Annotated in this window: 16 protein-coding genes; 3 read left to right on the forward strand and 13 right to left on the reverse strand. The window is 73.3% G+C overall.

Translation table 11 applies throughout. The features are described from left to right. Positions 1-9: 9 nt before the first annotated feature. The 4 genes from ACIA8Q_RS06800 to ACIA8Q_RS06815 form a co-directional block, all read right to left on the reverse strand. Positions 10-1,344 (reverse strand): MFS transporter, encoded by a 1,335-nt coding sequence (locus ACIA8Q_RS06800; RefSeq protein ID WP_363364854.1) that lies wholly within the window; start codon positions 1,342-1,344, stop codon positions 10-12. A 177-nt stretch (positions 1,345-1,521) separates the two neighbouring features. Next, complete coding sequence (locus ACIA8Q_RS06805; RefSeq protein WP_360213623.1) at positions 1,522-2,838, reverse strand: S8 family serine peptidase; 1,317 nt, start codon at positions 2,836-2,838, stop codon at positions 1,522-1,524. 99 nt (positions 2,839-2,937) lie between these two features. Then, positions 2,938-4,644 (reverse strand): hypothetical protein, encoded by a 1,707-nt coding sequence (locus tag ACIA8Q_RS06810; protein ID WP_360213621.1) that lies wholly within the window; start codon positions 4,642-4,644, stop codon positions 2,938-2,940. Between the two features lie 43 nt (positions 4,645-4,687). Further along, positions 4,688-5,167: a hypothetical protein gene (locus tag ACIA8Q_RS06815; RefSeq protein ID WP_360213619.1), complete on the reverse strand. Its 480-nt coding sequence runs from the start codon at positions 5,165-5,167 to the stop codon at positions 4,688-4,690. Between the two features lie 408 nt (positions 5,168-5,575). Here ACIA8Q_RS06815 and ACIA8Q_RS06820 point away from each other — a divergent pair, with 408 nt between their 5' ends. Continuing rightward, on the forward strand, positions 5,576-7,495 hold the full coding sequence (locus ACIA8Q_RS06820; protein WP_360213617.1) for an FUSC family protein: 1,920 nt from the start codon (positions 5,576-5,578) through the stop codon (positions 7,493-7,495). Positions 7,496-7,541: 46 nt separating this feature from the next. On the opposite strand, the gene ACIA8Q_RS06825 is transcribed toward ACIA8Q_RS06820, so the two are convergent. The 7 genes from ACIA8Q_RS06825 to rsmI form a co-directional block, all read right to left on the reverse strand. Then, positions 7,542-9,359, reverse strand: coding sequence for an ABC-F family ATP-binding cassette domain-containing protein (locus ACIA8Q_RS06825; RefSeq protein ID WP_360213615.1), 1,818 nt, complete (start codon positions 9,357-9,359; stop codon positions 7,542-7,544). A 236-nt stretch (positions 9,360-9,595) separates the two neighbouring features. Continuing rightward, on the reverse strand, positions 9,596-10,513 hold the full coding sequence (locus ACIA8Q_RS06830; RefSeq protein ID WP_360213613.1) for a 4-(cytidine 5'-diphospho)-2-C-methyl-D-erythritol kinase: 918 nt from the start codon (positions 10,511-10,513) through the stop codon (positions 9,596-9,598). Next, positions 10,510-11,391 carry a 16S rRNA (adenine(1518)-N(6)/adenine(1519)-N(6))-dimethyltransferase RsmA gene (rsmA, locus tag ACIA8Q_RS06835; RefSeq protein ID WP_360213611.1) on the reverse strand — a complete coding sequence of 294 codons (882 nt, stop codon included), beginning with the start codon at positions 11,389-11,391 and terminating at the stop codon, positions 10,510-10,512. Before rsmA ends, ACIA8Q_RS06830 begins: the two co-directional genes overlap by 4 nt. A gap of 70 nt (positions 11,392-11,461) precedes the next feature. After that, complete coding sequence (locus tag ACIA8Q_RS06840) at positions 11,462-12,337, reverse strand: TatD family hydrolase (RefSeq protein ID WP_360213609.1); 876 nt, start codon at positions 12,335-12,337, stop codon at positions 11,462-11,464. Then, the gene (gene metG / locus ACIA8Q_RS06845; protein ID WP_360213607.1) at positions 12,337-13,959 is read right to left on the reverse strand and encodes a methionine--tRNA ligase; all 1,623 of its coding nucleotides are present in this window, start codon (positions 13,957-13,959) and stop codon (positions 12,337-12,339) included. Before metG ends, ACIA8Q_RS06840 begins: the two co-directional genes overlap by 1 nt. A gap of 147 nt (positions 13,960-14,106) precedes the next feature. Continuing rightward, entirely contained in the window at positions 14,107-14,532 is a 426-nt protein-coding gene (locus ACIA8Q_RS06850) for a hypothetical protein (protein WP_387900977.1), read from the reverse strand. A 300-nt stretch (positions 14,533-14,832) separates the two neighbouring features. Beyond that, positions 14,833-15,726 (reverse strand): 16S rRNA (cytidine(1402)-2'-O)-methyltransferase, encoded by an 894-nt coding sequence (rsmI, locus tag ACIA8Q_RS06855; RefSeq protein ID WP_360213603.1) that lies wholly within the window; start codon positions 15,724-15,726, stop codon positions 14,833-14,835. A gap of 106 nt (positions 15,727-15,832) precedes the next feature. On the opposite strand from rsmI, the gene ACIA8Q_RS06860 reads away from it, so the two are divergent. Both ACIA8Q_RS06860 and ACIA8Q_RS06865 read left to right on the forward strand, forming a co-directional pair. After that, complete coding sequence (locus tag ACIA8Q_RS06860; protein WP_360213601.1) at positions 15,833-17,656, forward strand: phospholipid carrier-dependent glycosyltransferase; 1,824 nt, start codon at positions 15,833-15,835, stop codon at positions 17,654-17,656. A 194-nt stretch (positions 17,657-17,850) separates the two neighbouring features. After that, the gene (locus ACIA8Q_RS06865; RefSeq protein WP_360213599.1) at positions 17,851-19,620 is read left to right on the forward strand and encodes a penicillin-binding transpeptidase domain-containing protein; all 1,770 of its coding nucleotides are present in this window, start codon (positions 17,851-17,853) and stop codon (positions 19,618-19,620) included. A 129-nt stretch (positions 19,621-19,749) separates the two neighbouring features. On the opposite strand, the gene ACIA8Q_RS06870 is transcribed toward ACIA8Q_RS06865, so the two are convergent. Beyond that, positions 19,750-21,159, reverse strand: a complete 1,410-nt coding sequence (locus ACIA8Q_RS06870; protein WP_360213597.1) for a glycosyltransferase 87 family protein — start codon at positions 21,157-21,159, stop codon at positions 19,750-19,752. A gap of 127 nt (positions 21,160-21,286) precedes the next feature. Then, positions 21,287-22,852, reverse strand: coding sequence for an amino acid permease (locus ACIA8Q_RS06875; RefSeq protein WP_396316857.1), 1,566 nt, complete (start codon positions 22,850-22,852; stop codon positions 21,287-21,289). Between the last annotated feature and the right edge of the window lie 160 nt (positions 22,853-23,012).

Below are 23,012 nucleotides of genomic sequence, written 5' to 3' on the forward strand. Positions count from 1 at the left end.
CCGTACGGCCTACGCCGCCGGGTCCGTCCCCAGGACGGGCACCCGGCGGCGTCCGCCGTCCACCGCCCCGAGTTCCGCACCACCCGTCTCCGGCAGCAGCCGCAGACACCCCAGCGCCACCGCGGCCAGCCCCGCCAGGTACCAGCCGACCGGCTGCGCCGTCCCGTACGCCTCGGTCAGCCTCGTCGCCACCAGCGGCGTCGTCGCACCGCCCACCACGCCGCCCAGGTTGTACGTCAGCGCCGCGCCCGTGTACCGCACCCGCGTCGGGAACAGCTCCGGCAGGAACGCCGCGACCGGCCCCATCAGACACCCCAGCACCACCAGCGCCCCCGCCAGCGCCACGAACATCAGCGGCCGGCGAACCGTCTCCACCAGCGGGAACAGCAGCAGCGACCACCCCGCCGCCAGGGCCGTCGCCCAGCACAGCGTCCGCCGCCGGCCCCACCCGTCACTGCGCGAGGCGCTCACCCACACCGTCGCACCCATCCCCACCGCGCCCACCAGCAACATCGACAGCACCACCGTGCTCGCCACCCCCAACCCGGTCGCCGCGTACGCCAGGGCGTACGTCGTCGTCAGGTAGAACAGCGCGTAGCCCACCGTGATCGCCCCCGCCCCCAGCACCACCGTGCGCCAGTGACCGCGCACCACCTCCACCACCGGCGCCCGCTCCCGCGGCTCGTCCGCCCGGAACAGCGGCGTCTCCTCCAGCCGCAACCGCACGAACAGCCCCACCGCCACCAGCCCCAGCGACGCCAGGAACGGCACCCGCCAGCCCCACGCTCGGAACGCCCGCTCGTCCAGGGCCAGTTGGAGCGCCAGGAACACCCCGTTCGCCAACACGAACCCGGCCGTCGGCCCCAACTGCAGGAACGCCCCGAACCGCCCCCGCCGCCCCGCCGGCGCGTTCTCCGCGATCAGCAGCGCCGCCCCGCCCCACTCCCCGCCCAGCCCCACGCCCTGGCACACCCGCAACAGCACCAGCGCCACCGGCGCCCACCAGCCCCACGACCCGAAACCCGGCAACAGGCCCACCAGCGCCGTCGACAACCCCATCAGCAGCAGGGACACCACCAACGTCGCCCGCCGGCCCACCCGGTCCCCGAAGTGCCCGAACACCACCGCCCCCAGCGGTCGTGCCAGGAAGGCCACCGCGTACACCGAGAACGCCGCCAACAGCGCCCCCACCCCGCCCAGTCCTGGAAAGAACACCGGCCCGAAGACGAGCGCCGCGGCCGTTCCGTACAGGAAGAAGTCGTAGAACTCGATCGCCGTCCCGATCAGCGCCGCAGCCGCCGCCCGCCGCAACTGCCCTGCCCGCCCGCCATCCTCCGCATCCATACCACCACCCTCACCAGCCACCACCCCCACCCACCAGCCCCCACCCGAGTGACCACGGCGCACACCCCGGCACCGCACGCCACCCCGGCTCACACCACGCCCGCCCCCGCGGAAACACCACCGTCCGGCCGCCGCACCACCCCCGACGACCGGACGGACCACCCCACCCCTCAGGCCCTACCGGCCCCCGTCCGACCCGGCGGCCGCCCTACGCCGCCGCACCACGACGAACACCACACCGGCCACCAGCACCAGCCCGGCCACCACGGCGGCCACGACCGGCAGCGTGCTTCCGGAGCCACCCGACGCGTCCACGGCCTTCGGCTCCGACGTGGGCACCGGAGTGGGCGCCGCCGCAGGCGCGTTGCCCGCGCTCGGGGCAGCAGCCGAAGCGGACGCCCCCGGGGCCGTGGCGGACGGAGTCACCGAGGGAGTCGGTGCGGCCGACGGCGCGGCGGTCGCAGCCGGGACCGGGGACACGTCCGCCGGACCCGGGTCTCCGGGGTCCGTCAGCGCGATCCGCGGACGCACCGTGCCGTAACCGACGTCGACACTGTGCACCGACCCGTCAGTCGGCTTGCCCGCCGTATTGATCAGCACCCGCAGAACCTGATTCGCCGTCCAGTCCTTGTGCACCGACCAGACCAGAGCCGCCGACGCCGAGACCAGGGCCGACGCATCAGAGGTCCCGTGGGTCTTGCAGTAACCCGTAGACGAAGTACAGGCACCGGCCATGTCCACCCCGGGCGCGGCGAGCACGACCTGCGGTCCCTGCTCGGACTCGTCCGTCGCAACGACGTCACGACCCACCGCCCCGACACCGACGACACCGGGCAGCGCACCCGGGTACTCGACCGGATTCCCCTTCTGCGCCTCGTTCCCGACGCTGGAAACCACCAGCACGCCCTTCGCCCTCGCGGCCGCGATGGTGCTGGTAAGTCTGGTCACGTTCGCCGACGACGAGAGCGCGGCATCCATGCCCTGCGAGATGTTGACGACCTTGGCACCCTGGTCAACGGCGTAGGCGACGGCCTGCCCGATCTGGTCGAGGAAGTCGGCCGAGACGAGCGTTCCGACGGACCCGTTATTGATCTTCAGCGGGAGGATCTTCACACCCGGAGCGAGCCCCTGGGCACCCGTTCCTCCCATCCCGCTGCCGGTACCCGCGATGAGGCTGGCAATCCCCGTCCCGTGCCCATCTCCGAAGGAACCCACTCCACCAGGGCTTCCACTGAAATCCTTCCCCGGTAGGAACTGCCCCGCCAGGTCCGGATGGTCCAGCTTGAACCCACCATCGATCACCGCAACGGTTATCCCCTGGCCCCTGGAGATCTTCCACATCTCGGGAGCGTGCATGGCGTCCAGATGCCACTGCTGCTGTCGAATGGTGTCCTCGGCCATTGCCGGCGCTGCGACTGGACCGACCACGATTCCCGCAACCGCAAGTGCCGTCGCGAAGATCCGCCCGCCCCTTCGCGTGTCCATCCGCCCCATCACAGCTCCTCGTCACTTCCCCGTTGATCGGGAACCGCGCCCCGAACAGGTCTGCCCGGCCACTGGGCGACACCCAGTGGCCGGGCAGACCTCACCGTCCTACTCAACCACGTTCGGGTTACTCTGCGGCGTACCGCTGGTCCAGGTCTCCTCGTCCTCGAGGAGGTAATCAGCCCGCTTGCGGCGGTCGCGCCCGCTCTTGCCCGCATGACCGGACGAGCCCGGCGCCATCATGCCGTTCTGGCCGGCCCGGGCCTCGCCCTCGGCGGCCCCTGCTGCTGCCGCCCGACGCAGGCCCGTACCACCCGGCGTGAACTCGCCTCCGGGGGTCGGCCCCTTGCGGCCGCCGACCGTCCCGCCACCGGTCGAGGTGAGACCCCGGCCGCGCGAACCGCCAGCCGCCCCACCACCACCGCCGTGACCGCCCATGCCCGGGTGCATGCCACCCATCCCGCCCGTGCCGCCGGCCGTCCCGCCCCGGCCCGCCTGGGCCTCACGGGCGCCGAAGACCGTTCCACTGGGCAGACCAGGGGTGCCGGACTTCCCCGGCACGGTGCCACCGCCGAAGGGCACGGTGCGCCCCGGGACCGAACCGCCGCTCGTGCCGGGGATCGAACCCCCGCCACGGCCGGGGATCGAACCCCCGCTCCTGCCCGGAATCGAGCCGCCCCCGCTTCCGACGGGGAACCCGGGGACCGGCCCGCCCCCGGGGAAGCTGGGGTATCCGGCCGTTCCGCCGCCAGGTCCACCCGGGTAACCCGTGGTGCCCCGCAGGACGTCCGGAGGCAGACTGCCGCCTCCGACCGGGCTCACCGGACCGGTCTGACCCGGCAGGGTGGGAGCCGGCGGCAGACTGTCCAGACCGGTGCCCGTCCGGTCGATCGGGCCCGACGGCACCGTGGGCGGCGTCGTGGAACCCGGGTCGTGCGCAGGAGGCGGCACGTGCCCGCCACCGGACGGCGGGATCGGATCGACGTGTCCCGGTGTCCCCGACCCTCCCGAACCCGAGCCCGAACCCGGCGGGTGGGGGGCCACCGTGCCTCCGCCGCCGTAGCTGCCACCGGACGGGCTGGAGCTGCCGCCGACGCTGCCACCGCTCCTGGCTGAGCTGCGAACGCTGCCCCCGGAACCGACGTAGCCGCCGCCACCACCCGAAATCGTCGTGCCCTCGGACTTGTTGCTGGTCGTATCCGGCGTCCCCGGCAGCACCACGTCCTTGAGCCCGGTCAGCGTCTGGGTCGCCGCGTCGTACGCCTGCCCCAGCTTCTCCATCTGGTGGATGGCTTCCTGGTGCGCCAGGTAGACGCGCTGGGCGGCGGCCTGGGCGTCGGCCTCGCTCACCCAGTTCTTGTTGACGCTCTTCATGGCCGCGTCGACGGTCGCGGTGGTGGGGTCCGGGCTCCTGAGGGCGGCGATGTTGAGCGCAGCCTGGGTCGGACTCCCCTGTCCCGTCCGCGCGCTGACCGTCTTGACGTCGTGGTCCGGCACGCCCGGCACCGCCGCCTTGGCGGTGCTGAGCGCCTCGCCCGCCTGGTGCATGGCGTCACCGGCGGACTTGGAGTAGTCGCTGAGCAGCCCGGCGGACTGCTGCAGGTTGCCGACCCAGGTCTTGAAGTTCTCGGCGGCCGGGCCTTCCCAGTGGATGTTCTCGGCGTGCGACTTGAGCGCGCTGCTGAGGTCCCGCAGGACGCGGGCGGCCGACTGCAGCATCGTGCCGCGGCTCAGCACCTTGGAGGGGTCGGTGCTGTCGACCATCTTCCTGAGCTGCGCGTGGTCGATGAGTTCGAAATTCGTTCCGCCTGCCACTACCTTCTCCCCGTTTCCCCGTGAACGCCTTGGACGACCGCCATCAGAGGTCGCCGCCACCGACCCGCTTCGGCGCCGGCCCGTTCGGGCCGGCCGCCGGCGTGGCGACGCCCGCGTTCTTCGCGACAGCCTTCTGGGCGGCCGTGGTGTCGTCCTCGTTGGTCGCGTAGTTGCCCGCCGTCTGCGACACCGCGGTCTTCATGGCGTCGATCTGCGACACGAAGTCCTTGTGCAGCTTGACGAGCTGGGTGTGCACCTTGTCGTAGGCGGACGTCAGGGCGGTCGCCTCGGCGAACTCCGAGCTCGCGAAGTTGCCGCCGGTCAGCGTCTGTTCCTGGAGCTTGTAGGGCGCCGCCGCCGAGCCGTCCATGGCCTGGAGCAGTGCCTCCACCTTGTTCGCGAACGTGACGAGCGTGTCCAGTTCGACCTTGACGTCCTGCTTGCCGAACGCGGACACCAGGTCGCCGGCACTGCTGTACGTCTGCCCGGAGCTCACCGTGGGGCCGACCCACACGTTGCTCAACGTGTACGGATCGACCGTCGTGGCCGGATCCGGCTTGGTTCCCGGTCCCGGTGGAACCTCTCCTGCCATGGCAGTTCACCTCTTCCCCCGTACGGACGCCGGTCCGGGTAACTCCCGGGCCGCCGTGCCGCAACACGCCGTCAACTTCTCGGTCGTACAGTCCTGGTCGGATCCCGTCCGCCCTGGGGACGGATTCCGCCTCCGCAATCGTAGCCACCGCCCCTGTCGGCCCGGCAGGGCCCTTGGTGGGCGCGTGCGCGATCGGTACGAACCTGACACGTGCGGCCCGGCGGCCGGGCGCGCGGGCCCCCGGATAGACTGGCGCTGCCCGGTTGGACCGGGTAACGCCCCATCTGCCGCGCAATGTCGCACAGCAGCGACCCCCGGCCGCAGAACGGACGTGACCGCATGCCCCTGCCCCCGGACGAGCCCTGGTGGGCCCGCGCCGCGCGACCGTCCCGCCCGCCGTTGCCGCTGGCCCTGATGGTGCGGGCCGCGATCGGCATGCTGCTGCCGCTGACCGTGGGTCTGCTGACGCACCGACTGGACCTCGGGGTGTTCGCCGCCCTGGGCGCGATGCACGCGACGATGAACGACCGGGTCGAGCCGGCCGGGCTGCGGCTGTCCCGGATCGCCTCCGCCGTGTCGGCGTCGGCGCTGGGCATGCTGGTCGGCACCGCCGTGCAGCACGCGGGTGTCCCGGCGGTGGGGCTGGGCGCGGCGCTGACGGTGACGGCGTTCGTCTCGGGTGCGCTGAGCGCGACCGGTCCGCGCGGTTCGGCCGCGGGGATGCTGCTGCTGGTGTCGGCGGCGCTGGGCAGCGGCATGCCGCTGCCGCACCCCTGGTGGGCGGCGGCGCCGATGATGCTGGCGGGGGCCGGGTTCGTGCTGGTGCTGGGGCTGCCGACGGGTGTGCCGCGCCGCCCGGCGGCCGATCCGCGCGTTCGGGCGCTGGCCGCCGTGTACGAGGCGCTGGGCCGTACGCTCGCCGATCTGGGGACGCCGCAGGGCGCGGGCTCGCGCCAGGTGCTGACGGCCCGCCTGAACCAGCTGCAGGACCTGCTCCCGCATGCCGGCGGAAGCCCGCATGCCGGCGGGAACCCGCGTACCGGCGGGAGCCCGCGCGCGGCCGGACTGCGCCGGACGTACGAGGCGGCGCTGGCCGCGACGGAGGCGGCGACGGGCCTGTTGTGGGCGTGGCGGCCGGTGCCGCCGGAGGTGGCCGCGGTGCCGGGGCTGCTGGCGGAGGCGGTCCGGCGGGGCGGCGGCGAGGTGGCCGTGCCGGACTGGCGGCCGGACACGCCGTCCCGGCAGGCCCTGGACGCGGCGCTGCGCGCGGCGGCCGGGGCGGTGGCGGGCCGGGACGCGGCGGTCGGCACGGCGCCGGCGCCGCCGGCCGACCCGTGGCGGCTGCGGGTGCGGCTGCTGTCGCGCGGTTCGGTGCGGTACGGGCTGCGGGTGGCGTTGTGCATCGCGGTGGGTTCGGCGGTGACGGCCAGCTATCCGCTGAGCAAGAGCTACTGGCTGCCGATGACGATCGCGTTCGTGTTGAAGCCGGATCTCGGGTCGGTGTTCCTGCGTGCGGTGAGCCGCGCCGTCGGCACCGTGCTGGGGGTGGTGGTGACGGCGGCCGTGGTGTCGCTGACCACGGACGCGTGGGCGCTGACGGTGATCGCGGCGGCGTGCGTGGCGCTGCTGCCGTACGCGACGGCGGCGCACTACGGCTTGAACACCGTCGCGATGACGCCGATGGCGCTGGTCCTGCTGCAGTTGGGCGGGCAGAGCAGTGCGGCGGAGTTCTGGCCGCGGGTGCTGGACACGGTGCTGGCCAGCGCGGTGGTGCTGCTCTTCGGCTGCCTGTTGTGGCCGGATCGGCCGCGGCACCGGATCGAGCCCCGCCTGGTGGACGCGGCGGCCGCGCTGCGGGCCTATCTGGACGCGGTGACGGGGGACGCCGGCCGGGCCGAGGTGTGGCTGCGCCGCCGGGCGTACCGGGCGCTGGCGGACGCCCGGCAGGAGGTGCGGCAGGGGCTGGTCGAGCCGCCGCCGACCGGGCGGCTGGCGGAACGGTGGCTGCCGGCGACGGCGGCGCTGGAGCGGCTGGGCGGGGCGGTGGCGGCGTTCGCGGCGCAGATCCGTTACGGCGGCCGGGTGCCGGATCCGGTGGAGGTGGCCCGGGTCCGCCGGGCACTGGACGAGCTGACCGCGGCCGCCCGGGCGCACCGCCCGCCGACGGGTGCGGCGCCCCGCCCGACGCGGCCGCACGACCCGGCGCGCAGTGCGCTGGGCCGTGCGGCGGACGAGCTGGAGGTCCTGCTGGGCGCCTGAGCCGGGCACCGGACGGGCCCCGGCCCGGGCACCCCAACCCGGAAGGTCAGACCTGCTCGGCCAGCTCCAGCCAGGTCATCTCCAGCTCCTCCTTCTCGTCCCGGACGGCGCGCAGCTGCCCGTCCAGTTCGGCCACCTTGGAGAAGTCGGCGGCGTGCTCGGCGAGTTGGGCGTGCAGCTTGGACTCCTTCTCGTCCAGCTTGGCGATCTGCCGCTCCAGCTTCTGCATCTCCTTCTTCGCGGCCCGCAGGTCGCCGCCGGAGAGGCCGGGCGCGGCGGCCTCGACGGGGGCGGGGACGGCGGCCGCAGCCGCGGCGGCCGCGGCCTCGGCCATCCGGGCGCGCCGCTCGAGGTACTCGTCGACGCCGTTGGGCAGCATCCGCATCCTCTTGTCGCCGAGCAGCGCGTGGGTGACGTCCGTGGTGCGCTCGATGAAGAAGCGGTCGTGGCTGATGACGATCATCGAGCCGGGCCAGCCATCGAGGAGGTCCTCCAGCTGGTTGAGGGTCTCGATGTCGAGGTCGTTGGTCGGCTCGTCGAGGAACAGCACGTTGGGCTCGTCCATGAGCAGGCGCAGCAGCTGGAGCCGGCGCCGCTCACCGCCGGAGAGGTCGCCGACGGGCGTCCACTGCTTGTCCTTGCCGAAGCCGAACTGCTCGCAGAGCTGACCGGCGCTCATCTCGCGGCCCTTGCCGAGGTCGACGCGCGAGCGGACCTGCTCGACGGCCTGGAGCACCCGGGTGGCCGGGTCCAGTTCGACGACCTCCTGCGAGAGGTAGGCGAGCCGGACGGTCTTGCCGACCTTGATCACGCCGGAGTCGGGCTGGACGTCGCCCTCGGAGGCGTAGGCGTCGCGCAGGGCGCGCAGCAGCGAGGTCTTGCCGGCGCCGTTGACACCGAGCAGGCCGATCCGGTCGCCGGGGCCGAGCTGCCAGGTGAGGTTCTCCAGCAGCAGCTTGGGGCCGGCCTTCACCGTGACGCCCTCGAGCTCGAAGACGGTGCGGCCCAGCCGGGCGTTGGCGAACTTCATCAGCTCGGACTTGTCGCGCGGCTCGGGGACGTCGGCGATCAGGGCGTTGGCGGCCTCGATGCGGTAGCGCGGCTTGGAGGTGCGGGCGGGGGCGCCGCGGCGCAGCCAGGCGAGCTCCTTGCGGGCGAGGTTCTGGCGCTTCTGCTCCTCGACGGCCTCGATGCGGGAGCGCTCGGCGCGGGCGAAGACGTAGTCGGAGTAGCCGCCCTCGTACTCGTGGACGGTGCCGTGCTGGACGTCCCACATGCGGGTGCAGACCTGGTCGAGGAACCAGCGGTCGTGGGTGACGCAGACGAGCCCGGAGCGGCGCTTCTGGAGGTGCTGGGCGAGCCAGTTGATGCCCTCGACGTCGAGGTGGTTGGTGGGCTCGTCGAGGACGATCAGGTCGGGCGAGCCGAGGAGCAGCTTGGCGAGGGCGATCCGGCGGCGCTCGCCGCCGGAGAGCGGGCCGATGACGGTGTCCAGTCCGTCGGCGAAGCCGGGCAGGTCGAGGCCGCCGAAGAGGCCCTCGATGATGTCGCGGATGCGGGCGTCGCCGAGCCACTCGTGGTCGGCCCGGTCGGCGATGACCTCGTGCCGGATGGTGGCCTTCGGGTCGAGCGAGTCGTGCTGTGTGAGGACGGCCAGCTGGAGTCCGCCGGAGTGGGTGATGCGGCCGCTGTCGGGCTCCTCCAGCTTGGCGAGCATCCGGATCAGGGTGGTCTTGCCGTCCCCGTTGCGTCCGACGACGCCGATCCGGTCTCCCTCGCTGACGCCGAGGCTGACCCCGTCGAGAAGGGCCCGGGTGCCGTAGACCTTCGTGACGGACTCGATGGTGGCGAGGTTGACGGCCACGTGTGCTGCGCTCCTGGGTTCGGCGGGGTCGGGGCGGTCCGCCGTTCGTGGCCGGGTGCCCCTGTCGGGGACGCCCCGATCTCCCCAGCCTAATGGGCGCGCCCGCGGGTCCACGTCGGGCTGCTCCCGGGGGCGGTCCCGGACCCGGCACGAACCCGCCCCGGCCCCACCCGGACCCCGCCGAACAGTACCGGCCCCCGGCCCCCGGCCCCCACCGGTCCGCCGGTCCGCCGCCCCTACGCCACCGGCGCCGCGCCCGGCACCGGCCCGTACGTGGCGTGGGCGGTGCGGCAGGTGCCGGAGGCCCGCAGCGCCTCCGCGACGGCGGCGGCCGCGTCGGCGTCCTTGACGAGGAACGCGCAGGTCGGCCCGGAGCCGGAGACGAGGGCGCCGATGGCCCCGGCCTCGGTGCCGGCCTTCAGGGTGTCGGCGAGCCCGGGCCGCAGCGAGACGGCGGCGGGCTGGAGGTCGTTGGCGAGCGCGGCGGCCAGGGCGACGGCGTCGCCGCCGGCGAGGGCGGCGAGCAGGGCCGGGTCGGCCTCGGGCACCGGGACGTCGGTGTCGCTGGAGCCGGTCCCGGCCTCCTCGCGGAGCCGGTCGCACTCGCGGAAGACGGCGGGCGTCGACAGGCCGCCGTCGGCGACCGCGAAGACCCAGTGGAAGGTGCCGTCGACGGCGAGCGGCTGCAGGATCTCGCCGCGGCCGCGACCCAGCGCGACGCCGCCGAGCAGGGCGAACGGCACGTCGGAGCCGAGTTCGGCGGCGAGCTCCAGGAGCGTGTCGAGCGGGGTGTCGAGCTGCCAGAGCGCGTCGCAGGCGACCAGTGCGGCGGCGCCGTCGGCGCTGCCCCCGGCCATGCCGCCGGCGACCGGGATGGCCTTGGCGATGTGCAGGTGCACGCCGGGGTCGGCGATGCCGTGGTGGGCGGCGAGCAGCCGGGCGGCGCGGGCGGCGAGGTTGCTGTCGTCGAGCGGGACGGCGTGCGCGTCGGGCCCGGAGCAGGTCAGCGTGACGCCGTCCCCCGGGGTGGCGGTGACCTCGTCGCCGAGGGCGACCGCGAAGAAGACGTTGGCCAGCTCGTGGAAGCCGTCGGTGCGCAGTCCGCCCACCCCGAGCTGGACGTTGACCTTGGCCGGGACGCGTACGGTGATCACTCGGTGTCCGCCTTCGGCTTGTGTTCGGCGATGGCGGCGAACTGCTCGACCGTCAGCATCTCGCCGCGCAGCTTGGGGTCGATCCCGGCGGCCGTGAGGGCCTGCTCTGCCCCGGCGGCGGAGCCGGCCCAGCCGGACAGCGCGGCGCGCAGGGTCTTGCGCCGCTGGGCGAACGCGGCGTCGACGACGGCGAACACCTCCCGGCGGCTGGCGGTGGTCCTCGGCGGCTCCCGGCGGATGAGCGAGACGAGCCCGGAGTCGACGTTGGGGGCGGGCCAGAACACGTTGCGCCCGATGGCGCCGGCCCGCTTCACGTCGGCGTACCAGTTGGCCTTGACCGACGGGACGCCGTACACCTTGTTGCCGGGCTTGGCGGCGAGCCGGTCGGCGACCTCGCTCTGCACCATGACCAGCGTGCGCTCGATGCTGGGGAAGGTCGCCAGCATGTGCAGCAGGACGGGCACGGCCACGTTGTACGGCAGGTTGGCGACCAGCGCGGTGGGCGCCGGTCCGGGGAGCTCGGTGACCTCCATGGCGTCGCTGAACACCAGGTCGAAGGCGTCGGCCTTGCCGGGCATCCGGGCGGCGACGGTGTCGGGGAGGTGCCGGGCGAGCACCGGGTCGATCTCGACCGCGGTCACGTGCCGGGCGACCTCCAGCAGCGCCAGGGTCAGCGAGCCGAGTCCGGGCCCGACCTCGACGACCGCGTCCTCCTCGGTCACCCCGCCGGCCCGGACGATCCGCCGCACGGTGTTGCCGTCGATGACGAAGTTCTGCCCGCGCTGCTTGGTCGGCTTGACGCCGAAGGCGGCGGCCAGCTCGCGGATGTCGGCGGCGCCCAGCAGGTGGCTGTCAGGGGTGGGGTCGGTGGTGCTCACGCGCCAAGGATACGGGCGCGGGGCGGGCCGCCCGGACGCGCCGGACGGACCCGGCGGCCGGGCGGCCGGCTCAGTAGCCGAACGCCCGGGCCGTGTTGGCGGCGATGGCGGTCGCCAGTTCGTCCTCGTGCAGGCCCAGTGTCGCGGCCATGGACCGCACCGTGACCGGGATGAGGTACGGGGCGTTGGGGCGGCCGCGGTAGGGGTGCGGGGTGAGGAAGGGCGCGTCGGTCTCGACCAGGATCCGGTCGAGGGGGGTGGCGGCGAGGGCCTCGCGCAGCGGCTGGTTGGCCTTGAAGGTGACCGGGCCGGCGAAGGACAGGTACCAGCCGTGTTCGGCGCAGACCTCGGCCATCGCGGCGTCGCCGGAGTAGCAGTGGAAGACGGTCCGCTCGGGCGCGCCCTCGGCGAGCAGGACGGCGATGACGTCCTCGTGGGCGTCGCGGTCGTGGATGACGAGGGCCTTGTCGTGCCGCTTGGCCATCTCGATGTGGCGGCGGAACGACTCCTTCTGGATCTCCACGCCCTCGGGCCCGGTGCGGAAGTAGTCGAGGCCGGTCTCGCCGACGGCGCGGACCTGCGGGAGGGCCGCGAGCCGGTCGATCTCGGCGAGGGCCTCGTCGAGGGCGGCGGCGCCGCCGGCGGGGCGCTGCTGCCCGGACCAGCCGTCGGGGTCGCCGAGGAAGATCCTCGGCGCCTCGTTGGGGTGCAGCGCGACGGCGGCGTGCACCTGCTCGAACTGGGCCGCCAGCTCGGCGGCCCAGCGCGAGCCGGGCACGTCGCAGCCCACCTGGACGACCGTGGTGACCCCGACGGAGGCCGCCCGGGCCAGCCCTTCGGCCGGCGTGCCGGACTGCATGTCGAGGTGGGTGTGCGAGTCGGCCACCGCCACCGCCAGGGGTTGCGGCAGGGGCGGCGGCGTGGCGCGGTCGTCCTTGGGGGCCATCAGGAGGCGGGCTTCTCTTCGAGGCGCGGGAACAGGATGTCGCCCTTGGTGACGGTGGCGCCGACGGGCAGCCGGCCCCAGTCCGCCGCGGTGGCGACGGTCTGCGCCGCGAGCGCGCCGAGGCCCGCGTCGGCGGCGCCCAGCGAGGCCCACAGCTTCTCGGCGGTGGACGGCATCACCGGGTTGAGCAGGACGGCGGTGCCGCGCAGCGACTCGGCGGCGGTGTAGAGGATGGTCGCGAGGCGGGCCCGGCCCTCCTCGGAGTCGTCCTTGGCGACCTTCCAGGGCGCCTGCTCGGTGAGGTAGCCGTTGACCTGCTTGACGAACTCGAAGATCGCCGCGAGGCCGCCGGCGAAGTCCAGCTCCTCGCCGATCTTCCGGTCTGCGGCGGCGACGGCCGTGGCCAGGCCCTGGGCGACGGCCTGCTCGGCCTCGCCCGCGGCGGTGGCGGCCGGCAGCTTCCCGTCGAAGTACTTGCCGACCATCGCGGCGACCCGGGAGGCCAGGTTGCCGAAGTCGTTGGCGAGCTCGGAGGTGTACCGGGCGGTGAAGTCCTCCCAGGAGAACGAGCCGTCGGTGCCGAACGGGATCGCCCGCAGGAAGTAGTAGCGGTAGGCGTCCACGCCGAAGTGCGAGGTGAGGTCGGTGGGCGAGATGCCGGTCAGGTTGGACTTGGACATCTTCTCGCCGCCGACCATCAGCCAGCCGTTGGCGACGACCCGCTTGGGCAGCGGCAGCCCGGCGGCCATCAGCATGGCGGGCCAGATGACGGCGTGGAAACGGAGGATGTCCTTGCCGACGAGGTGCACGGAGGCGGGCCACAGCTCGGCGAAGCGCTCCGGGTCGCTGCCGTAGCCGGCCGCGGTGATGTAGTTCTGCAGCGCGTCGACCCACACGTAGAGGACGTGCTTCTCGTCCCACGGCAGCGGGACGCCCCAGTTGAAGGTGGAGCGGGAGATCGACAGGTCCTTCAGGTCCTGCTCGACGAAGCGCAGCACCTCGTTGCGGGCCGAGGCCGGCTGGATGAAGTCCGGGTTGGCGGCGTAGAACTCCAGCAGCTTCGGACCGTACGCGGAGAGGCGGAAGAAGTAGTTCTCCTCCTCCAGCCACTCGACCGGGCGCTTGTGGACGGAGCAGAGCTTCTCGTCCGCGGTGGCGCCGTCGAGCAGTTCGGCGGGGAGCTTGAACTCCTCGCAGCCGACGCAGTACGGGCCGGAGTAGCCGCCCTTGTAGATCTCGCCCTTGTCGTACAGGTCCTGGACGAACTCCTGCACGCGGTCGGTGTGCCGCTGCTGGGTGGTGCGGATGAAGTCGTCGTTGGCGATCTCCAGGTGCTCCCAGAGCGGCTTCCACTCCTCCTCGACCAGCTTGTCGCACCACTCCTGGGGGCTGACGCCGTTGGCCTCGGCGGTCCGCATGATCTTCTGACCGTGCTCGTCGGTGCCGGTCAGGTACCACACCTTCTCGCCGCGCTGGCGGTGCCAGCGGGTGAGGACGTCGCCCGCCACGGTGGTGTACGCGTGGCCCAGGTGCGGGCGATCGTTGACGTAGTAGATCGGGGTGGAAACGTAGTACGCCGGGGCGTTCGCCCCGGTGGTGCTGTGGTCTGCAGTGGCCGCCATGGTCGGAAAGCTTAGTCGGGCCCGCCCGCACCCTTCGACCGCGTTCCGGCCCGCGGACCGGGGACCGCCGCCCGGCCGGTCCGGCCCGGGGCCGCCCGCCGCGAGCAGTGCGGCGGGCGGCCCCGGATCCGCTCCCGGCGCCCGTGGTCAGCCCATCAGCCGCGACCAGAACCGGGCCCAGCGTCCGCGCGGCTTGTCGGCCGCGGGCTCCGGGGGCGCCCCGGCGGGCTCGGCGTGCGCCGAGTAGCCGGGGGCGTGGTGCCAGGACTGGTCGGCCACGGCGACCCTGCCCTCGCGCATGATCCGGACGGTGTGTCCGCCGCAGCCCGGGCAGGTCGGCTTGAGCAGCGGGGACGGCACCCGGACTCCGTTGGCGTGGTACTCGAACACGGGGTGTCCGTCCTTGCCGACGTGGTGCTCGATGTCGTACGCCTGCTCCCAGCCGTACCCGCACCGCAGGCACGCGAAGGAGTACGCCTCCCGCACGGTCTCGACGGGGGTGTGCGGCCTGCCGGCCAGGCCGGGGGCGCTCAGCGCGTTGCCACCGAGGGGGCTACCGATCATCTCGCTCATAGCCGTCTCCCAGCGCCCGCCGGGCGCTCGCCCGGCTGGGTCTTTCCATTCCAGGAAATGCCCGGACCGCCCCGGCCGATGCCCTGCTTGTGAAGACTTGGACGCGGGTTGGGAACTCCTATACGAAAGGCCTGGTCCGTTCCGAAAACCACGACGGAATCTTCAGCTCCACTGGCGTTTACCGGGGCCTTCACTCAAAGGTACGACTCCCCGGGAGTCACGCAACCCCCGGAATTCACCCCTTTTCCAGGGCGCCCCGGGCCGGGCCTCCCGGCCCCGGGGGCCCCGCCCGTCCGACGCCTACCTCCCGGCCCCGCCGCCGCCCCCGGCCGCGGTCCCGGCCGCTCCCCTGGCCTCGTTCTTCGCGGCCACCACCGCGTCGAACACCTCCCGCTTGGGCAGTGCCAGCTCGGCCGCCACCGCGGCGATGGCCTCCTTGCGGCGCTCCCCCGCCTCCTCCCGGACGGCCACCAGCCGGGCGAGTTCGGCCGGGGTGAGGTCCTGCGGCGCGGCCGGCGGCGCGCCGGCGACCACGACGGTGATCTCGCCCTTGACGCCGTCGGCCGCCCAGGCCGCCAGCTCGGCGAGCGGTCCGCGCTTGACCTCCTCGTAGGTCTTGGTGAGCTCGCGGCAGACGGCGGCGGGCCGGTCGGCGCCGAAGGCCTCGGCCATCGCGGCGAGCGCCTCGGCGATCCGGTGCGGCGCCTCGAAGAACACCATGGTGCGCGGCTCGGCGGCGATCGAGGCGAGCTGGCGGGCCCGGTCGCCGGTCTTGCGGGGTAGGAAGCCCTCGAAGGTGAAGCGGTCGACGGGCAGGCCGGACAGCGCGAGCGCGGTGAGCACGGCGGACGGCCCGGGCACCGCGGTGACCTTGACGTCGGCGGCGACGGCGGCGGCGACCAGCCGGTAGCCGGGGTCTGAGACGGAGGGCATGCCGGCGTCGGTGACCAGCAGCACCCGGGCACCGCCGAGCAGTGCCTCCACCAGTTCGGGGGTGCGGCCGACCTCGTTGCCCTCGAAGTAGGACACCACCCGCCCGGCCGGGGTCACCCCCAGGGCCTGGGTGAGCCGGCGCAGCCGACGGGTGTCCTCGGCCGCGATCACGTCGGCCGCGGCCAGTTCGGTGAGCAGCCGGGGCGGGGCGTCCGAGACGTCGCCGATGGGGGTGCCTGCGAGAACGAGTACTCCTGTCACGGCCCCCATCCTTGCAGCTGCCGCCGCCCGGGGGCTTTTGGTGACGATTCGGGCAGCTTCCGAGGGAGCGGACACGCGTACGAAGAGCGCCCCTACGATGTGGCGGATGAACGGCGACACGGCGGCCAGGACGCCCACCGGTACGGACCACACCGCGCAGGACGGCGGCGACGTGGCCGGCCCGCCCTCCCCGGTCGCCCCGCCGTCCCCCGTCGTCCCGGCCCCCAGACCGGCCGAGCCGGCCCCGGGGAGCTGGCGGGAGCGGTTGGCCCGGTACGGCTACGCCGCCCGCCCGACGGCCCCGCTGACCGAGCGCCTGGTGCCGCCGATGCCGGACGGCCCCGGGGTCACCTCGACCCCGGCGCCGCCCTCGCCGCTGCTGCAGCGCCTGGGCGTCTCCGTGGCCCCGGGCCTGTGGACCTTCCTGTGCCGCTGGGCCGGCTGGCTGGGCCCGCTGGCGGTGGCGCTGTTCGCCGGTGTGCTGCGCTTCACGAACCTCGGCCAGCCGCACGCGATCATCTTCGACGAGACCTACTACGCCAAGGACGCCTACGCGCTCTGGCACGGCGGCTACGAGATCAACTGGCCGGACGGCGCCAACGACCAGATCATGACGCCGGGCGCGGCCGTCCCGTACCGGGCGATGGCCTCGTACGTGGTGCACCCGCCGGTGGGCAAGTGGATCATCGGTGCGGGCGAGGTGCTGTTCGGGATGAACCCGTTCGGCTGGCGGTTCGCGGTGGCCCTGCTCGGCACCCTGTCGGTGCTGATGCTCGCCCGGATCGCCCGCCGGATGTTCCGGTCGACCCTGCTGGGCTGCGTGGCCGGCCTGCTGCTCTCGGTGGACGGCCTGCACCTGGTGCTCAGCCGCGCCGCGCTGCTGGACCTGGTGGTGATGTTCTGGATCCTCGCCGCCTTCGGCTTCCTGCTGCTGGACCGCGACCGCACCCGGGCCCGGCTGGCGGAACGCCTCGGCGGGGTGCCGGACGCGCTGCTGGCGCAGCGGGTGAACCTGGGCTGGCGCCCGTACCGGATCGCCGCCGGCGTCTGCGTCGGCCTGACCTGCGCCACCAAGTGGAGCGGCCTGTACGTGGCGGCGGCCTTCGGCGTGATGACGGTGCTCTGGGACGTCGGCGCCCGCCGGCTGGCCGGGGCCCCGCGCCCCCACCTCGCGGCGCTCACCCGGGACGTGCTGCCGGCCTTCGTGTCGATCGTGGTGGTGTCGCTGGCCGTCTACGTCGCGTCCTGGTGGGGCTGGTTCGCCAGCAGCAACGCGCCCGGGCAGGGCGGCTGGGGCCGCGACTGGGCGGTGGGCCGGTCCACCGACTACCCGTGGATACCCGAGGGGCTGCGCGCCCTGTGGCACTACCACTCGACGGTGTACGACTTCCACACCCACCTGAGCGACCCGCACACCTACCAGTCGAACCCGTGGTCCTGGCTGGTGCTGGGCCGGCCGGTCTCCTTCTTCTACGAGTCCCCCAAGCAGGGCCAGAGCGGCTGCACGGCCGCCGAGTGCGCCCGCGAGGTGCTGGGCATCGGCACCCCGCTGCTGTGGTGGGCGGCCGTGGTGGCGCTGGTGTACTGCCTGTGGCGCTGGGCGGCGCGGCGGGACTGGCGGGCCGGTGCGCTGCTGTGCGGCCTGGCCGCCGGCTACCTGCCGTGGTTCGCCTACCAGCAGCGGACGATCTTCCTGTTCTACGCGGTGGTGTTCGTCCCGTTCCTGGTGCTCGCGGTGACCATGCTGGTCGGGGCGCTGATCGGGCCGGCCGGCGCCTCGCGGGACCGCCGGATCATCGGTTCCACCGCGGCGGGGCTGCTGGTGCTGCTGATCATGTGGAACTTCCTGTTCTTCTTCCCGCTGTTCACCGGGCAGACGATCCCGATGCAGGAGTGGCGCCAGCGGATGTGGTTCACCAGCTGGATCTGACGCCCGGGCCCGGGTCCGCGCACACCGGACACCCGCGAACCGTCCGTATGCGGTGCACGACACGTACCAGATCCGTCACAACTCCCGGGCGTTTCGTCGGCGCACCGATCGGCGCTGCCTAGGGTGGGGGGCGAACCGCGTTTCCGGCCCCGGTCGGTTGCGCCCGGCCGCGAGACCCTTGGGGGAGCAGCACCATGCGCAGAGGCGCGAAGATCGGCATCATCACCGGCGTGTCCGTCGCCGTGCTGGCGGGCGGGGGCTACGGGGCGTACAGCCTGGTGGGCGGCTCGGGCTCCGGGTCCTCCTCGGACAAGAAGCCCCGCACGGTGGTCGCCGAGCCGCCCTCGGCCGAGCAGGCGGCGAACGGTGCCAAGGACTTCCTCGCGGCCTGGGCGGCCGGCGACCTGGACAAGGCCGCCTCGCTGACCGACGACCCGGCCGCGGCCACCACCGCGCTGACCGCCTTCCGCGACCAGGTCAAGCCGAGCGGGCTGACCCTGAGCCCGGCCGGCCCGGCCACCCCGCAGGCCTTCGCCGCGGCCACCGGGACGCCCTCCCCGGCCGCCAAGCCGTCCGCGGGCGCCTCGGCCACCCCGTCGGCGGGCGCGACCCCCGGCGCCACGGACTCGCCGTCCGCCGCCGCCTCCCCCGCGCCGACCGGCGTGCTGATGGGGTACAAGGCCCGCGCCGAGTTCGCCGGGACCAACCGGGTCTGGGACTACAACGGCTTCCTGAGCGTCGTGAAGATGAGCGACGACACCCCGGCCGTGCACTGGGCGCCGACGGTGATCCACCCGCACCTGTCCGGCAACGAGACGATCGCCACCCAGCAGGTCTTCGCGCCGCCGTCCAACGCGGTGGACCGCAACGGCAAGGCGCTGCAGGGCGCCTCGCTCACCCCGGCGCTGCTGGCCACCCTGCAGGACAACGCCCACAAGCTGGTGCCGGACCCGAACAAGGACCAGGACGCGGGCAGCGCGGTGGTGATCAGCGACCCGTCCGGCAAGACCGCCAACGACAAACTGTTCACCATCGTCGAGCCGAAGCCCGGCAAGCCGTTCAAGGTGACCATCGACAACGCCATCCAGGCCGCGGCCGAGAAGGCGATGACGGACCTCGGCGGCAAGTCCGGGTCGATCGTCGCGATCGAGCCGAGCACCGGTCAGGTGCTGGCCTTCGCCAACGCGCCCGCCAGCGGCCAGAACCGGGCCTTCACCGGGCTGCTCGCACCGGGTTCGACGATGAAGATCGTCACCTCCGCGGCGCTGCTGGAGGCCGGGGTCAACCCGGACACCGTGGTCGCCTGTCCGGAGAAGAGCAGCAACGCGGTCGCCGTCCCGAACTCGTTCCCGGGCGCCTTCCCGAACAACACGCTGCAGCAGGACTTCATGATGTCCTGCAACACGGCCTTCATCAACCAGGGCCTGACCAGCCTGAAGCCCGACACGCTGTCCGGCACCGCCAAGGACCTCTTCGGCATCGGCCTGGAGTGGAAGACCGGCCTGCCGAACGCCGACGGCAAGGTGCCCTCGCCGGGCTCCAACAAGGACGAGCAGGCGATGAACTACATCGGCCAGGGCAAGGTCCAGATGAACCCGCTGGCCATCGCCTCGATCACCGCCACGGTGCAGAGCGGCGAGTTCAAGCAGCCGATCCTGGTCGCCGACCTGCCGCAGCAGAAGGCCGCCCGCCCGCTCTCCGCGGACGTCGACGGCAAGCTGAAGGCGATGATGGCCGCGACCGCCCAGGGCGGCACCGCCAAGGACGTGATGGCCGGCATCACCGACAACGCCGGCGCCAAGACCGGCTCGGCCGAGGTCGCCGGGGCGACCGTCACCAACAGCTGGTTCACCGCCTACCGCGGCAACATCGCGGTCGCCGCCGAGGTGCAGGGCGGCGGGCACGGCGTGGACGCGGCCGGCCCGGCCGTCGCTTCCCTCCTGAAGGCCGCCGGCACCCGCTGACGCCTCCCGGCTCGGGGCGGGCGAACACCACCCCGCCTCGAGCCCCTCCTCCCGCGAGCGGGCGAAAACCCAGCGAGCGGGCGACGGCCCAACCGCCTCAGCCCCGCGGCAGCGCGGGCTCCAACCGCCTCAGCCCCGCGGCAGCGCGGGCTCCGGCCGCCCCAGCATGCGCGGCGGAGGGACGGGCCTGCGGCTGGTCCAACGCCGGGCGGCCAGCCGGGGCCAGATCACCAGCACCACCGGCAGCGCCAGGTACCCGAAGCGCCCGGCGGGGGCGAGCATGAACGCGATGGCCAGTCCGGCGGCCAGCAGGTCGGCGGCCGCTATCGCGGAGACCGGCGGCCGGGCGAGCAGCCAGATGGCCACCCCGATGCCGCCCATGGTCATGAGCGCCAGCGAGACGGAGTGCCCGGTGGGCCCGAAGCCGGCCAGCACCTTGCCCGGCAGCGGGCTACCGGCGGGGGTGCGGATGGCGGTGAGCCCGAGCGGGAAGCGCACGACCTGTTCGCGCAGCGCGTCGGCCTGGGTGAGCACCGAGGGCAGGATGACGGCCAGACCGGTGCCGAACGCGATCAGCGCGGTGCGGGCGGCGGGCCGGCGGCCGTAGAGGCGCCAGAGCAGCAGTGCGGCGACGGGCAGGGCCGGCCAGGCCGTCCACTTGAGGGTGCAGGCGAGGGCGAGCACCAGGCCGGCGCCGACGGTGCGGTCGCGCTCGGCGAGGGCCATGGCGAGGCAGCAGACGCCGATCAGCGGGAGGTCGACGCCACCGACGACCAAGGCCAGGGCGATCAGCGGCGAGGCGGTGAGGACGGCGAGCGGCAGCAGCGGCGCGCGGTCCCGGGACGGCCTCAGCAGCCGCCAGCTGGCCAGCAGACAGGCGACGAAGGTGAGCGCGAACCAGATCCGGGCGTCCCCGGCGACCCGGGCGAAGGCGTTCCCGTCGCCGAGCAGTTGGCGCGGCATCCCGAAGAGGGTCATCGCCGGCAGGTACGGGTTGTAGTCGGTGACCACCACCGGGTGGGGCAGGTACGGGCTGCCGGTGGTGAGCAGCAGGTGCGCCGAGCGTTCGACGACCATCACCTCGGACTGGTGGCGGCCGTGCAGGGCGAGCAGGGCGAGTGGCGCGAGGACGGCGCCGACCATGGCGACGGCGGCGGCGGCGCGGGCCGCGAAGCGGCGCGGCAGGGTCAGGCAGAGCAGTCCGGCCAGGGCGTACGAGGGAGCCGCGACGAGGCCCCACAGCCGCTGGTTGGGCAGGTCGGAGACGAGCGGGAAGGCGGCGGCCCAGCCGGCCGCGATCAGGCAGCCGAGGAGCTGGACGGTGCGCGTCGAGGCGAGCCGGGCGGGATTCAGCCGATCGGGCGTGGGCGGGAAGGTGCTCTCGCCCCGCTGACGGGGGAACGGCCGACTGGAGAAGCCCAGCGGCAGCCGTCCGGGTGCGGACGGCGTTCCGTCGGGGGTCGGCGGGGCCGGCGTTCTGGAGCGGCCGGTGAAGCGGCCGCGCGGGCGGGAGAAGCCGGGCGTGCGGGTGCTCACCATGGTGGAAGGTTATGGGTGGGAGCGGGGCCCTGTCGCCATGGCGTCGACCACGGCGCGAGTGGTGGCACGAGGGGGGCCGCCGGGTGTCGTTCCCACCGGCGGCCCCTCATGTCCGGATACGTCCGGTTCAGCTGTTCGTGTCGGCGGGGGTGTCCGCCGTGACGGCCTGCTGGGCCGACTGCTCCAGCTTGGAGTGCTTGATGCTGTAGCCGAAGTAGACGACCACGGCGACGGCGATGGCGATCCCGCCGGCCCGGAAGGTGTCCGCGTGCAGGCCGGTGATCAGGTAGATGCAGAAGGCGACGCTGAGCAGCGGGACGACCGGGTAGCCGGGGACCCTGAAGCCGCGCGGCAGGTCGGGCTGGGTGCGGCGCAGGATGATCACGCCGATCGAGACCACCGAGAAGGCGATGAGGGTCCCGAGGCTGGTGATGTCGGCCAGGATGTTCAGCGGGATGAACGCGGCCAGGGCGCCGACGCCGAGGCCCACCACGAGGGTGTTCCAGACCGGGGTGCCGGTGCGCGGGGAGAGCTGGGCGAAGCGCTTGGGCAGCATGCCGTCGCGGCCCATCGAGTACAGGATGCGGGTCTGGCCGTAGATCACCACGAGGGTGATGCTGAAGATCGAGATGATCGCGCCGACGGCGAAGACCATCGCGGGCCAGCTCTGGCCGGTGATGTCCTGGAGGATCTGGGCGAGCCCGGCCTCCTGGCCGTCGAACTTCTCCCACGGCTGGGCGCCGATGCCGGCCAGCGCGACCAGGATGTAGAGCAGGGTCACCACGACCAGCGAGATGATGATCGCCAGCGGCAGGGTGCGGCGCGGGTTCTTGACCTCCTCACCGGCGGTGGACACGGCGTCCAGGCCGATGAAGGAGAAGAAGATGCTGGACGCGGCGACCTGCACGCCGCCGATGCCGAGCGGCATGAACGGGGTCAGGTTGCCGGAGTGGAAGCCGGTGAGGGCGACGCCGACGAAGAGGATCAGGATGAGGATCTTGATCCCGACCATGGCCGCGTTGACCTTCACCGACTCGCTGACGCCGCGGATCAGCAGGAAGCAGACCATGGCGACCAGCAGCAGCGCCGGCAGGTTGAACCAGTGGGTGCTGTCCGGCGCGCCGGACAGCTGCTCCGGGATGGTGACGCCGAACGCCAGGTCGAGGAACTTGTTCAGGTACTCGGCCCAGCTGACCGCGATCGCCGAGGCGGAGACGCCGTACTCCATCAGCAGGCAGATGCCGACGCCGAACGCGACGCCCTCGCCGAGCGTGGCGTAGGCGTAGGAGTACGAGGAGCCGGAGACCGGGATCGCGGAGGCCATCTCGGCGTAGCAGAGCGCGGTGAGTCCGGCGGTGACCGCGGCGATCACGAAGGACAGGATGACGGCCGGGCCGGCCGAGGGCACCGCGGTGCTGAGCACGAAGAAGATGCCGGTGCCGATGGTGGCACCGATGCCGATCGAGGACAGCTGCCAGAGGCCGATCGTGCGGCGCAGGTGGATGCCGGAGCGTCCGCCCTCCTCGGGCGCGCCGGCGGGAAGGCCATGGCCCTCACTCTCGGCGATGAGTGATGAGACGGGCTTGCGTCGCAGCAGACGCGCGCCGAGGGAGTTGCTGGCCAAAACTGCGGTCCTTCTAGGCGGGGGAGGGTGTCCTAGCGGCCGGTCACCCGACGCCCCGTGGGGTGTCATCGGGGACCAACCGAACAAACATGGGACAGTACCCCGCGAATGCACCAGTGTCGCAAACGAACAGTCTCGCTCGGCGCATTGTACGAATCGGCGCAACGGGGCACACAAACCGGACACTTCGCAAACGGCGCATCTCCTCTCCAGCGGTTAAAGCAGCAGG

It is taken from the genome of Kitasatospora sp. NPDC051705 (assembly GCF_044453265.1).
Lineage (GTDB): Bacteria > Actinomycetota > Actinomycetes > Streptomycetales > Streptomycetaceae > Kitasatospora.